A 13,952-nucleotide genomic window follows, 5' to 3' on the forward strand; every position below is an offset into this window, starting at 1 on the left:
AGACCGAGCTGACCCCGGAGGAGCGCCTGCTGCGCGCCATCTTCGGCGAGAAGGCGCGCGAGGTGCGCGACACCTCGCTCAAGGTGCCGCACGGTGAGTCCGGGAAGGTGATCGGCGTCCGCGTGTTCTCGCGCGAGGACGACGACGACCTGCCCCCCGGGGTCAACGAGCTGGTCCGCGTGTACGTCGCGCAGAAGCGCAAGATCCAGGACGGCGACAAGCTCGCCGGTCGCCACGGCAACAAGGGCGTGATCGGCAAGATCCTCCCCGCCGAGGACATGCCCTTCCTGCCCGACGGCACGCCCGTGGACATCATCCTCAACACGCACGGCGTCCCGCGTCGTATGAACATCGGTCAGATCATGGAGACCCACCTCGGCTGGCTGGCCAAGGCGGGCTGGGAGGTGCCGCGCGACACGGAAGGCTCCCTGCCCGAGTGGGCCACCAAGCTGCCGGAGGAGATCCACCACGTCGAGGCCGGCACCAACACGGCCACCCCCGTCTTCGACGGTGCGGCGGACACGGAGATCACCGGCCTGCTGGGCTGCACCCTCCCGAACCGTGACGGTGAGCGGATGGTCAAGGCCGACGGCAAGGCCACCCTGATGGACGGCCGCTCCGGCGAGCCGTTCCCGTACCCGGTGTCCGTGGGCTACATGTACATCCTCAAGCTGCACCACCTCGTGGACGACAAGATCCACGCCCGGTCCACCGGTCCGTACTCGATGATCACCCAGCAGCCGCTCGGCGGTAAGGCCCAGTTCGGCGGCCAGCGCTTCGGTGAGATGGAGTGCTGGGCGATGCAGGCCTACGGCGCGGCGTACACGCTGCAGGAGCTGCTGACGATCAAGTCCGACGACGTCGTGGGCCGCGTGAAGGTCTACGAGGCGATCGTCAAGGGCGAGAACATCCCGGAGCCGGGCATTCCCGAGTCCTTCAAGGTGCTCCTCAAGGAGCTGCAGTCTCTGTGCCTCAACGTCGAGGTGCTGTCCAGCGACGGGCAGGCCGTCTCCCTCGGCGAGGGTGCCGAGGACGACGACCTCGACCGCACCGCCGCGAACCTGGGGATCAACCTCTCGCGCGACGAGTCGTCGGCGGCCGACGAACTGGCGCAGTAGGCGCCGGGGGCGCGCACCACCGGCGCCCCGCACCAGAAAATTTTTAGTTCCACCACGGCGGGCCCCACACCGGCCCCACCCCGCGAGGGGCCCGCCACCATCCCATACGGGAAAGGACGCCTACGTGCAGGACGTCAACTACTTCGACGAGCTGGTCATCAGCCTCGCGACCGCCGAGGACATCCGAAACTGGTCCTACGGCGAGGTCAAGAAGCCGGAGACCATCAACTACCGCACCCTCAAGCCGGAGAAGGAGGGCCTGTTCTGCGAGAAGATCTTCGGCCCCACCCGGGACTGGGAGTGCTACTGCGGCAAGTACAAGCGCGTGCGCTTCAAGGGCATCATCTGTGAGCGCTGCGGCGTCGAGGTGACCCGCGCCAAGGTGCGCCGCGAGCGGATGGGCCACATCGAGCTGGCCGCGCCCGTGACCCACATCTGGTACTTCAAGGGCGTCCCGTCGCGCCTGGGCTACCTGCTGGACCTCGCGCCCAAGGATCTCGACAAGATCATCTACTTCGCGGCCTACGTGATCACCGGGGTCGACAAGGAGCTGCGCCACAACGAGCTCAGCACCCTCGAGGCCCAGGTGCTCGAGGAGCGCAAGATCGTCGAGGACGAGCGGGACTCGGACATCGAGGCACGCGCCCGCAAGCTCGAGGCCGACCTGGCCGAGCTCGAGGCCGAGGGTGCCAAGGCCGACCAGCGCCGCAAGGTCAAGGACGGCGGCGAGAAGGAGATGAAGAAGATCCGCGAGACGGCCCAGCGTGAGCTGGACCGCCTCGACGAGATCTGGACCACCTTCACCAAGCTCGAGGTCAACCAGATCATCGTCGACGAGGGCATCTACCGCGAGCTCGACGACCGCTTCGGTGAGTACTTCGAGGGCGGGATGGGCGCCGAGGCGATCCAGACGCTGCTCGAGAACTTCGACCTCTCCGCCGAGGCCGAGATCCTCCGGGACGTGATCCGCAACGGCAAGGGTCAGAAGAAGATCCGCGCCCTCAAGCGGCTCAAGGTGGTCTCCGCGTTCCTGCAGTCGGGCAACCACCCGGCCGCGATGGTGCTCGGTGCCGTCCCCGTGATCCCGCCGGAACTGCGTCCGATGGTCCAGCTCGACGGTGGCCGGTTCGCCACCTCGGACCTCAACGACCTCTACCGCCGCGTGATCAACCGCAACAACCGCCTCAAGCGACTGATGGACCTCGGCGCGCCCGAGATCATCGTCAACAACGAGAAGCGGATGCTGCAGGAGTCCGTCGACGCCCTGTTCGACAACGGCCGTCGTGGCCGGCCCGTCACGGGCCCCGGCAACCGCCCGCTCAAGTCGCTGTCCGACCTCCTCAAGGGCAAGCAGGGTCGGTTCCGTCAGAACCTGCTCGGCAAGCGCGTCGACTACTCGGGTCGTTCGGTGATCGTCGTGGGTCCGCAGCTCCAGCTGCACCAGTGCGGTCTGCCCAAGCTCATGGCCCTCGAGCTGTTCAAGCCGTTCGTCATGAAGCGCCTGGTGGATCTCAACCACGCTCAGAACATCAAGTCCGCCAAGCGGATGGTCGAGCGTCAGCGCGACCAGGTGTGGGACGTGCTCGAAGAGGTCATCGCCGAGCATCCGGTGATGCTCAACCGGGCGCCCACCCTGCACCGCTTGGGGATCCAGGCGTTCGAGCCGCAGCTGGTGGAGGGCAAGGCCATCCAGCTGCACCCGCTGGTGTGTGAGGCCTTCAACGCCGACTTCGACGGCGACCAGATGGCCGTGCACCTGCCGCTGTCCGCGGAGGCGCAGGCCGAGGCCCGCATCCTCATGCTGGCCTCCAACAACATCCTCTCGCCGGCGTCGGGTCGACCGCTCGCCATGCCGCGACTGGACATGGTGACGGGCCTGTACTACCTGACCCGTCTCGACGAGGACGGCCCGGGCGCCCACGTCCCGGCGGCCGAGGACGCCCCGGCCACCGGTGAGTACTCGACCCCGGCCGAGGCGCAGATGGCCGTCGATCTGGGTGTGCTCGACATCCACTCGCCGATCCGGGTGCGGATGACGCAGCAGCGTCCCTCCGCCGAGGTCGAGGCGGAGCACTTCCCCGAGGGCTGGACCCGCGGGCAGGAGTGGATCGCCGAGACCACGCTGGGCCGCGTGCTCTTCAACGAGCTGCTCCCGGCGGACTACCCGTTCGTCAACGAGCAGATGCCCAAGAAGCGTCAGGCCGTCATCATCAACGACCTGGCCGAGCGCTACCCGATGATCGTCGTGGCGCAGACCGTGGACAAGCTCAAGGACACCGGCTTCTACTGGGCCACCCGCTCGGGTGTCACCATCGCCATGTCCGACGTGCTGGTCCCGCCGGCCAAGAAGGAGATCCTCGCGCGTTACGACGCGAAGGCCGCCCGTCTCGAGTCGCAGTTCGGCCTGGGCAAGATCACCCCCGAGGAGCGCAAGAGCGACCTGATCAAGCTCTGGCAGGAGGCCACCGACGAGATCGGCCAGGCCATGGAGGCGAACTACCCGGACTCCAACCCGATCCCGACGATCGTCAAGTCGGGCGCGGCGGGCAACATGACCCAGATCCGCGCGCTCGCGGGCATGAAGGGTCTGGTGACGCGTCCGAACGGCGAGTTCATCCCGCAGCCCATCAAGTCCTCGTTCCGCGAGGGTCTGACGGTGCTCGAGTACTTCATGAACACGCACGGTGCGCGTAAGGGCCTGGCCGACACGGCGCTCCGCACGGCGGACTCGGGCTACCTCACGCGGCGTCTGGTCGACGTCTCGCAGGACGTCATCGTCCGCGAGACCGACTGTGGCACCAGCAAGGGCGTCGAGACGGTCATCGCGCGGCCCGAGGTGGACGTCCACGGCGTCGAGACCGGCGCGTTGGAGCGGGACGAGCACGTCGAGACCTCGACCTTCGCCCGGACCCTGGCGGAGGACGCCGTCGACGCGGCCGGCACCGTCGTGGTGGCCGCGGGCACCGACCTCGGCGACCCGAACATCGAGGCGCTCATCGCCGCCGGCATCGAGAAGGTCAAGGTCCGGTCGGTGCTCACCTGCACCACGGGCACCGGCGTCTGCGCGACCTGCTACGGCCGGTCCATGGCGACCGGTCTGCTGGTCGACATCGGCGAGGCCGTCGGCATCGTCGCCGCCCAGTCCATCGGCGAGCCGGGTACCCAGCTCACGATGCGCACCTTCCACCAGGGTGGCGTCGGCGACGACATCACCGGTGGTCTGCCGCGAGTGCAGGAGCTCTTCGAGGCCCGCGTGCCCAAGGGCAAGGCTCCGATCGCCGAGGAGGCGGGCCGGATCCGCCTCGAGGAGGAGGAGCGCTTCTACACCATCACGATCGTGCCGGACAACGGCGCGGACGAGATCGTGTACGAGAAGCTGTCCAAGCGTCAGGGGCTCGCGCACGTCATCCTGGAGGACGGCTCGTCCCGTCCGATCGTCGACGGTGACCACCTGGAGCGGGGTCAGGCTCTCCTCGAGGGTCCGGCGGACCCGCACGAGGTGTTGGCGATCCTCGGCCCGAACGGCGTCCAGAAGCACCTCGTCGACGAGGTGCAGAAGGTCTACCGGGCGCAGGGCGTGTCGATCCACGACAAGCACCTCGAGGTGATCGTCCGGCAGATGATGCGCCGCGTCGCGATCAACGACTCGAACAGCACCGAGTTCCTGCCCGGTGCCCTGGTCGAGCGTGCGGAGCTCACGGCGGAGAACCGCCGCGTGCTGGCCGAGGGCGGTTCGCCGGCCTCGGCGCGACCGGTCCTCATGGGCATCACCAAGGCCTCGCTCGCCACGGACTCGTGGCTCTCGGCGGCCTCGTTCCAGGAGACCACCCGCGTGCTCACCGACGCCGCCATCAACAAGCGGTCGGACAAGCTCGTGGGCCTCAAGGAGAACGTCATCATCGGCAAGCTCATCCCGGCGGGCACCGGCATCAACCGGTACCGGAACTCGACGGTCGAGCCCACCGAGGAGGCCCGCGCGGCCGCGTACTCCATCCCGGACTACGGCGACGGCTTCTACGGTCCCGAGGACGGCTTCGGCGACGCCACCGGCGCGTCGGTGCGACTGGACGACCTGGGCTACTGATCCGGCTCGACGGATCGGTTGCCGACAGCCCTCGCGGCTGTCACCGGACCCCCGGGCGCCTCGTGCGCCCGGGGGTCCGGTCGTTCGTTCGGCCGCATTATCGCTGGACCCGAACGTGTTCTAGACTTGCTCGATGTGCCCCGACCCGCCGCGTGCACCGCGTCGCGACCGGGGCCCGATGACCGGAAGGAGGCTCGACCCGTGCGAATCGCACTGCTCTCGTACAGGAGCAAGCCCCACGGCGGTGGACAGGGCGTCTACGTCCGGCACCTGAGCCGTGAGCTGGCCGCGCTCGGGCACACCGTCGAGGTGTTCTCCGGTCAGCCGTACCCCGAGCTCGATCCCGGCCCGACGCTCACCGAGGTCCCGAGCCTGGACCTCTACAACGACGCCGACCCGTTCCGCACCCCGCACCCCAGGGAGATCCGCGACTGGATCGACGTGCTCGAGGTGGTCACCATGTGGACGGCCGGCTTCCCGGAGCCCCGGACCTTCAGCCTGCGGGCGGCCCGGACCCTGCGGTCCCGCCTCGCGGACTTCGACGTGGTCCACGACAACCAGTGCCTCGGCACCGGCCTGCTCGACCTCGAGAAGGCCGGGTTCCCGGTGGTGGCCACCGTGCACCACCCCATCACCCGGGACCGCGGCCTGGCGATGAAGGAGGCCCCGCTCCGGAAGAAGATCACCACCTGGCGCTGGTTCGGCTTCCTCGGCATGCAGATGCGGGTCTCCCGCAAGCTCGAGGAGATCATCACCGTCTCGAGCAACTCGGCGGAGGACATCGCCACCGACTTCGGCGTGGACCCGGACCGGATCGTCACCATCCCGCTGGGGGTGGACACCGACCGCTTCCACGACCGGCGCCGGCGTGAGCCCGGCCGCCTGGTGTGCGTGGCCAGCGCCGACCAGCCGCTCAAGGGTGTGCCGGTGCTGCTGCGCGCGCTGGCGAAGGTCCGCGAGGAGCACCCGGACGTGCGGTTGACGCTGATCTCCAAGCTCAAGCCCAAGGGCGAGGCGGCCAGGCTGCTCGACTCGCTGGGGTTGCGCGACGCGGTGGACCTGGTGTCGGGGGTCGACGACGACGAGCTGGCCGATCTCGTCGGCAGGGCCGAGATCTCGGTGGTGCCGAGCATGTACGAGGGCTTCTCGCTCCCGGCCGTCGAGGCGATGTCCAGCGGCTGCGCGCTGGTCGCGACCCGGGCCGGGGCCCTGCCGGAGGTCGTGGGCACCGACGACTCCGCCGCCCGGTTGGTCGAGCCCGGGAACGTCGACGAGCTCGCCCGCGAGATCGGCGCGCTCCTGGCGGACCCGGACGAGCGCCGGCGGTTGTCGGCGGGCGGTCGCGCGCGGGTGATGGAGCGCTACAGCTGGGCGGCCGTCGCCAGGAGGACCGTCGAGGTCTACGAGACGGCCATCGCCAGGGTCCGCGGCGAGGCGCTGCCGGACCTCACCGCCGGGCCGGTCATCGGACCGGATCAGGCAGAGATAGACGAGCACATCACCGACGATGTGCCCGAGGTGCTCCCGGCCTCCGGTGAGCGCGACATACGTGAGCAGGAGGACGCCGCATGCTGACCGCTGATTTTTCCCGTCTGGGGGTCACCCCCGGCATGCGAGCCATCGATGTGGGGGCCGGCCTCGGCCGCCACACCTTCGAGCTCTTCCGCCGTGGCGCCGACGTCACCGCGTTCGACCAGAACGCCGACGAGATGCGCCAGGTGTCGGAGATGCTCGCGGCGATGGAGGCCGAGGGCGAGGGCCTGCCGGAGTCCAGGGGCGAGGCCGTCACCGGCGACGCGCTGAACATGCCGTACGAGGACGCCACGTTCGACCTGGTGCTGATCTCGGAGGTGCTCGAGCACGTCCCCGAGGACACCAAGGCGATCGCGGAGCTGGTCCGCATCCTCAAGCCCGGCGGGGTCGCCGCCGTGACCGTGCCGCGCGAATGGCCCGAGAAGCTCTGTTGGAAGCTCTCGGACGCCTACCACTCGAACCCGGGTGGCCACTGCCGCATCTACACCGCCGAGGAGCTGGGCTTCAAGCTCCGCGCCGCGGGGCTCGAGGTCACCGGGACGGGCTACGCGCACGCCCTGCACGCCCCGTACTGGTGGCTCAAGTGCGCGGTGGGGACGGAGAACGACGACCACCCGCTGCCCAAGGCGTACCACAAGCTCCTGGTGTGGGACCTCATGAAGGGCCCCTGGATCACGCGCACGGCGGAAAAGGTCCTCAACCCGGTGATGGGCAAGTCGATCGTCTTCTACCTGCGCAAGCCCGCGGAGGCCTGATCGGTGGTGCGCACCCAGAGCAACGGGACCGGGCCCGCCCGTCCGATCCCCGGCGTGCCCGGGGTCCTCGACGCCGACGCGGCGCGGGCGACCGGCGAGTGGATCGCGTCCGTGCAGCGCCCCAGCGGCGAGATCCCGTGGTTCACCGGCGGACACACCGATCCGTGGGACCACACGGAGTCGGCCATGGGGCTGTCGGTGGCCGGCCAGTGGGAGGCCGCCGAGAAGGCCTACGGGTTCCTCCGGGACACCCAGCGCGCGGACGGATCCTGGCCGGTGAGGTGGCAGGACGGGGAGGTGGTGGACTCCGACACCGACTCGAACTTCTGCGCGTACGTCGCCGTCGGCGTGTGGCACCACCACCTCGTCACCGCGCGGCCGGGGTTCCTGGAATCGATGTGGCCCACCGTGCGCCGGGCGCTCGACCTGGTCCTCACCTTCCAGGGCCCGCAGGGCCAGATGTGGTGGGGCTCGGGGGAGGGCGGGTTCACCGACGAGGCGCTCGTCACGGGCTCCTCGAGCATCCACCACGCCCTGCGCTGCGGCGTGGCGATCGCGGAGGAACTGGGCGAGACCGCGCCCGACTGGGACGCGGCGGCCCACCGGCTGGGCCACGCGCTGCGCGCGCATCCCGAGCTGTTCACGCCCAAGGACGAGTTCTCCATGGACTGGTACTACCCGGTGCTCGGCGGCGTCATGGTGGGGGAGCAGGCGCAGGCCCGGCTCGACTCGGCGTGGGACCGCTTCGTGGTGGACGGCCTGGGCATCCGCTGCGTGGACCACCGGCCGTGGGTGACCGGCGCCGAGACGTGCGAGCTGGTGATCGCGCTGGAGGCGGCGGGGCGCCACGAGCAGGCGCTCGAGCAGTTCACCAACATGCAGCACCTGCGGGACACCGACGGCTCGTACTGGACCGGCCTCGTCTTTGCCGACGGCAAGCGGTGGCCCGTCGAGCTGAGCACCTGGACGGGGGCGGTCATGCTGCTGGCGGCGGACGCGCTCTCGCGCACCACGCCCGGCAACGAGATCTTCCGCTACGTCTCGGACCACACCATGCAGCGGCTGCAGTCGGGGCCGGGTGATCCCGCCGTGTGCGGTCCGGGTGAGGTCTGCCCGCCCGTCGCGGTGGTGCGCTAGTCTGTCGGCAGCCGTCGCTGGACACCTGTCTGGTCAGGTGTCGGCAGGCGGGGCGGACGCGCACGAGGAGACACATGGAATTCGGACTCACCCTGTTCACCAGCGACCGTGGGATCCGGCCGACCACCGCCGCCGTGGCCGCCGAGAAGGCGGGCTTCTCCGCGTTCTACGTGCCCGAGCACACCCACATCCCGGTGCGTCGCGAGGCCGCACACCCGGGCACCGGGGGTGCGGAGCTGCCCGATGAGCGGTACAGCCGCACCCTGGACCCGTGGGTCGCCCTCGCGGCCGCCTCCGCGGTGACGTCGACAATCCGCCTCGGCACCGCCGTCGCGATCCCGGTCGAGAGCGACCCGATCACCCTCGCCAAGACCATCGCCTCGGTGGACCACCTCTCGGACGGCCGCACCGTGCTCGGGGTGGGCTACGGCTGGAACCTCGACGAGATGGCAGACCACGACGTGCCGCCGGCGCTGCGCCGCACCATGCTCCGCGAGTACCTCGAGGCGATGCGGGAGCTGTGGACCCACGACGAGGCCGAGTACCACGGCCGGTTCGTGGACTTCGGCCCCAGCTGGGCCTGGCCCAAGACCGTCCAGCGGCCCGGCCCGCGCACCCTCGTGGGCGCGGCCGGGAACGAGAAGAACTTCAAGTGGATCTGCCGCAGCGCCGACGGCTGGATGACCACCCCGATCTCCCGGGACATCGCCGGGAGCGTCCGGCTGCTGCGCGAGCTCTGGGCCGAGGCGGGCCGCGAGGGAGAGCCGTACATCGTCGTGCTCGACGGCAAGCCGATGCCCGAGACGATCGAGGCGTACCGCGAGCTCGGGGTCCACGAGCTGGTCTACGGCACCCCGGACCGGGCCGAGGACGAGGTGCTGGCGTACATCGATCGTCTGGCCGGCAAGCTGGGTCTGACGGCGGGCGTCTGACCCCGGCGGTACGGTCTGGGTATGGATACCACCGCAACCACCGATCCCGTCGTCGTCATCACGGGGGCCGGAGGCGGTCTCGGGGCCGCGACCGCGACGCTCTACGCGAGCCACGGGTGGCGCGTCGTGGCCGTGGACCTCACGGCACCCCCCGGCGGGGCCGGGATCACCCCGCTCGCCGCGGACGTCACCGACTCCGTCTCGCTCGAGGAGGTGGCGGACCGCGTGCGCGAGGAGTTCGGCCGACTCGACGCCGTGATCACGTTCGCCGGGGTCCTGGGCATCGGTCCGCTGGGCGAGACCGACCCCGACCGCGTGCAGCACGTGCTGGACGTCAACGTCATGGGCACCGTCCGCACGGTGCACGCGCTGTTCGACCTGCTCCGCGCCAGTGGCGGGCGGGTGGTGCTCATCAGTTCCGAGACGGGCCCCCAGCACGGGATGCCCATGAACGGCGCTTACGCCATGAGCAAGCACGCGATCGAGGCGTACGGCGACGCACTGCGGCGCGAGCTCATGTTCCTCGGCCTGGACGTGGTGATCATCCAGCCGGGCCCGTTCCGCACCGGGATGACCGCCTCGATCCGCCGCCGGTTCCAGGAGTCCACGCTCCCGGGCTCGCCCTTCGCGGCCATGGCCGCGGTGATGGGGGAGATGGCGGCGGGGGAGGACGACAAGGCCACCGACCCGGCGGTCCTCGCGCAGGCCGTGTGGACCGCCGGCACGACCCCCCGGCCCCGCCACCGCTACGCCGTGCGGTGGGATCTGGGCCGCCGTCTCCTGGATCACCTCCCCGTCACGGTGGTGGACAAGGCGCTCACCCTGGCCCTCGGGGGCAGGATCAACGCCAAGAAGCTCGAGCTGCGCCGCGAGGCCGCCGAGGCCCGGGCCGAGATGAGCGAGGTCGCCGAATGAGCGCGGCCACCGGGTGAGCGGGGGGATCGGATGAGCAACCTGGAGACCCGTCCGGCGGAGATCGGGTGCGGGGCTGGCGGGGCACCCGGCGGGCCCGCGCACGGCGGAGCGGCCGTGGAGATCATCACCTCCCGGGACGTCCCGCTCGGCGGGCCGCGGGCCATGACCGTCAGGCGGACGCTGCCGCAGCGGCAGCGCTCGCTCATCGGGGCCTGGTGCTTCGTCGACCACTACGGACCCGACGACGTCTCGGCCACCGGCGGCATGGACGTGCCGTCCCACCCGCACACCGGGCTCCAGACCGTCAGCTGGCTGTTCGAGGGCGCCGTGACCCACCACGACTCCGGGGACAACCACGCGGTGGTGCGCCCGGGGGAGGTCAACCTCATGACCTCCGGCGCCGGGATCTGCCACACCGAGGTGTCGACCCAGGACACCACCGTGCTGCACGGAGTGCAGCTCTGGATCGTGCTGCCCGAGTCGGACCGCGAGACCAGCGGGCGCAGGTTCGACCATCATGCGCCCGAGCCGGTGACCTTCGAGGGTGGCTCGGCGCTGGTCTTCATCGGGTCGCTGCTGGGCTCGTCGTCGTCGATCCCGACGTTCACCCCCCTGCTCGGCGCGGAGCTCCGGCTCGACCCCGGCGCGGCGGTCCGGCTCGAGGTGGACCCGGAGTTCGAACACGGGGTGCTGGTGGACGCCGGCGACGTCACGCTCGAGGGCGTCACCGTCGAGCACGCCCAGCTGGCCTATACGGGCGTAGGGGAGGCCACCCTCACCCTCCGGAACGCGGGGTCCACCCCGGCCAGGATGATCCTCCTCGGCGGGACGCCGCTGCGGGAGGAGATCGTCATGTGGTGGAACTTCATCGGCCGCAGCCACGACGAGATCGCGCGCTACCGGCAGGAGTGGGAGTCCGGCTCGGAGAGGTTCGGCCGGGTCGACGGCTACATCGGCCACGACCCGCACGGGCTGACCCGGCTGCCCGCGCCGCGGCTGCCCGGCACCACCCTCAAACCACGGGTCAACCCGGACCCGCGAGCCCGTGGCTGACCGCGCGTGGTCGCGCGGCGGGACCGCCTGACGTGGGCGTGCCGCAGCTGGACCGCGCCCAGCGGGAGGTCTACAGGCAGCTCGTACGCACGGCGGTCGCCTCGCGCGAGGCGTCCGTCGAGGCCGGGCTGGACCACTCGTTGCTCGAGCTGGTCAACGTGCGGGTCTCGCAGCTCAACGGGTGCGCCGCCTGCCTGGCCACGCACGTCCCGGCGGCGCGCAAGGCGGGGGTCTCCCGGGAACTCCTGGACCTTCTCCCCGCCTGGCGGGACCTCGACGCCCTCGGTGGCCCCGAGCGGGCCGCGCTGCGGCTGGCCGAGACACTCACCCGCCTGGACGACGTCACCGAACGGACCGCCGCCACCGAGGCCGCCGCGGAGCACTTCGACACCGAGCAGTTGTCCGCGCTGGAGTGGACGATCGTGCTCATCAACGCGTTCAACCGCGTGTCCATCGCCAGCCACCACCAGCCCCGGACGGGCGACTGAGCCGCGCGATCGAGCCGCCCGATCGAGCCGCCCGGTCGAACCGCGCACCGGCGGCCGGTCCGCGCGGTCAGTGCCTGGCGACCGGCACCATCGTGGCGCGGTCGGAGCGGACGATCTCCTTGCCGAAGGGGAAGCACGTCACGGGGATGAGCTTGAGGTTCGCCCACGCCAGCGGGAGCCCGATGATCGTCACGGCCTGGGCGAGCGCGGTGGCCACGTGCCCCAGGGCCAGCCACAGACCGGCCACGAGGAACCAGATGACGTTGGCGGCGGTGCTCGCCCCGCCCGAGCGGCCGGTGTCGACCACCTCCCGACCGAACGGCCACAGCACGTATGCGCCGATCCGGAAGCTCGCGACGCCGAACGGGATGGTGATGATGAAGATGAACGCCAGGATTCCGGCGGCCACATAGCCGAGGAACAGCCAGACTCCGGCGGTCACCAGCCAGACGATGTTGAGGACCAGGGTGAGGACGCTACGCATCCGGCCATCCTATGACCCCGGCACGGGCGGCGCCGCAGGGTTACCGTGGGCGGGGTGAGCGACACCGCGGACGTCCAGACCCTCGGGCGGCTCCGCGCCGCCGGATACGCCAGCCGAACCCTGCGCGAGGAGATGCGCGAGAACCTCCTCGCGCACCTGGCCGCCGGCCGGGACCCGTGGCCCGGGATGCACGGCTTCGAGACGACCGTCATCCCGCAGCTGGAGCGGGCGATCATCGCGGGCCACGACATCGTGCTGCTGGGCGAGCGCGGCCAGGGCAAGACCCGGTTGCTGCGCACGCTGGTGGGGCTGCTCGACGAGTGGTCACCGGTCGTCGCGGGCTCGGAGCTGGGGGAGGACCCGCTCGCCCCGATCACCGAGGCCACGCGGGAGAGGATCGCCCGCGAGGGGGACGCGCTGCCGATCGAGTGGCGGCACCGCTCCGAGCGCTACGTGGAGAAGCTCTCCACCCCGGACACCTCCGTGGCGGACATGATCGGCGACGTCGATCCGATGCGCGTGGCCGAGGGGCGACGACTCGGCGACCCGGAGACCATCCACTACGGGCTCGTGCCGCGCGCGAACCGCGGGATCGTGGCACTCAACGAGCTCCCCGACCTGGCCGAGCGCATCCAGGTGGCGCTGCTCAACGTCATGGAGGAGCGCGACGTGCAGATCCGCGGCTACGTGCTGCGGCTGCCGCTCGACGTCCTGGTGGTGGCCTCCGCCAACCCGGAGGACTACACCAACCGCGGCCGGATCATCACCCCCCTCAAGGACCGCTTCGGAGCCGAGATCCGCACCCACTACCCGCTGGAGCTGGCCGACGAGATCGAGGTGATCCGCCAGGAGGCCGAGCTCACCGCCGCCGTGCCGGACGCGCTCATGGAGCTGCTCGCCCGGTTCACGCGCGCGCTGCGGGGTTCGGATTCGGTCAACCAGGCCTCGGGGGTGTCCGCGCGAGTCGCGATCGCGGGCGCGGAGACCGTCGCCGCCGCGGCCCGGCGGCGCGCCGCCGTCCGGGGGACGCGGGACCCGGGGGAGGCGGTCGCCCGGCTGGTGGACGTCGACGCCGCGGTGGACGTCCTGCGCGGCAAGATCGAGTTCGAGCCGGGCGAGGAGGGCCGCGAGTCGGAGATCCTGCGCTACCTGCTCCGCAGCGCCACGGTCGACGTCGTGCGCGACCTGTTCCGCGGGCTGGACCTGGCGCCGCTCGTCGAGGCGTTCGACGGCTCGGTGACGCTGACGACCGGCGCGAGCGTCACCGCCGAGGAGTTCCTCGGGGATCTGCCCGGGCTCGCCGACCCCGGGCTGTACGACCGGATCGCCGACCGTCTCGGTGCCGCGACGGTGGGGGAGCGGGCGGGCGCGATCGAACTCGCGCTGGAGGGGTTGTACCTCTCGCGGCGGCTGTCCAAGGAGACCGGGGACGGCGCGGCAGTCTACGGCTGAG

10 protein-coding genes and 1 pseudogene are annotated in these 13,952 nt (G+C 70.8%); 10 read left to right on the forward strand and 1 reads right to left on the reverse strand.

Annotated features, from left to right (window positions below; all coding sequences use genetic code 11):
* The 9 genes and pseudogenes from Q0444_RS13600 to Q0444_RS13640 all read left to right on the forward strand — a co-directional run.
* Positions 1-1,118: pseudogene (locus Q0444_RS13600) on the forward strand (DNA-directed RNA polymerase subunit beta); the annotation flags it as partial.
* A 124-nt stretch (positions 1,119-1,242) separates the two neighbouring features.
* Positions 1,243-5,202 (forward strand): DNA-directed RNA polymerase subunit beta', encoded by a 3,960-nt coding sequence (locus Q0444_RS13605; RefSeq protein ID WP_299023452.1) that lies wholly within the window; start codon positions 1,243-1,245, stop codon positions 5,200-5,202.
* Between the two features lie 201 nt (positions 5,203-5,403).
* Positions 5,404-6,777, forward strand: coding sequence for a glycosyltransferase family 4 protein (locus Q0444_RS13610; RefSeq protein ID WP_291083383.1), 1,374 nt, complete (start codon positions 5,404-5,406; stop codon positions 6,775-6,777).
* Positions 6,771-7,490, forward strand: a complete 720-nt coding sequence (locus Q0444_RS13615; protein WP_291083386.1) for a class I SAM-dependent methyltransferase — start codon at positions 6,771-6,773, stop codon at positions 7,488-7,490. Before Q0444_RS13610 ends, Q0444_RS13615 begins: the two co-directional genes overlap by 7 nt.
* 45 nt (positions 7,491-7,535) lie before the next feature.
* The gene (locus tag Q0444_RS13620) at positions 7,536-8,627 is read left to right on the forward strand and encodes a prenyltransferase (protein WP_291083410.1); all 1,092 of its coding nucleotides are present in this window, start codon (positions 7,536-7,538) and stop codon (positions 8,625-8,627) included.
* A gap of 74 nt (positions 8,628-8,701) precedes the next feature.
* A complete protein-coding gene (locus Q0444_RS13625) occupies positions 8,702-9,559 on the forward strand; it encodes an LLM class F420-dependent oxidoreductase (protein ID WP_291083389.1) in 858 nt (285 codons plus the stop codon).
* A gap of 21 nt (positions 9,560-9,580) precedes the next feature.
* Entirely contained in the window at positions 9,581-10,474 is an 894-nt protein-coding gene (locus Q0444_RS13630) for an SDR family NAD(P)-dependent oxidoreductase (RefSeq protein WP_291083392.1), read from the forward strand.
* Between the two features lie 30 nt (positions 10,475-10,504).
* Positions 10,505-11,527 carry a pirin family protein gene (locus Q0444_RS13635; RefSeq protein WP_291083395.1) on the forward strand — a complete coding sequence of 341 codons (1,023 nt, stop codon included), beginning with the start codon at positions 10,505-10,507 and terminating at the stop codon, positions 11,525-11,527.
* A 32-nt stretch (positions 11,528-11,559) separates the two neighbouring features.
* Positions 11,560-12,015 carry a carboxymuconolactone decarboxylase family protein gene (locus Q0444_RS13640; RefSeq protein ID WP_291083398.1) on the forward strand — a complete coding sequence of 152 codons (456 nt, stop codon included), beginning with the start codon at positions 11,560-11,562 and terminating at the stop codon, positions 12,013-12,015.
* Positions 12,016-12,082: 67 nt separating this feature from the next.
* Here the strand turns inward: Q0444_RS13640 and Q0444_RS13645 are convergent, their stop codons facing one another.
* Positions 12,083-12,499 carry a YccF domain-containing protein gene (locus Q0444_RS13645; protein WP_291083401.1) on the reverse strand — a complete coding sequence of 139 codons (417 nt, stop codon included), beginning with the start codon at positions 12,497-12,499 and terminating at the stop codon, positions 12,083-12,085.
* A 45-nt stretch (positions 12,500-12,544) separates the two neighbouring features.
* Here Q0444_RS13645 and Q0444_RS13650 point away from each other — a divergent pair, with 45 nt between their 5' ends.
* Positions 12,545-13,951, forward strand: a complete 1,407-nt coding sequence (locus Q0444_RS13650; protein WP_299023453.1) for a sigma 54-interacting transcriptional regulator — start codon at positions 12,545-12,547, stop codon at positions 13,949-13,951.
* Position 13,952 lies beyond the last annotated feature (1 nt).

Source organism: uncultured Dietzia sp., assembly GCF_937873725.1.
Classification (GTDB): domain Bacteria; phylum Actinomycetota; class Actinomycetes; order Mycobacteriales; family Mycobacteriaceae; genus Dietzia.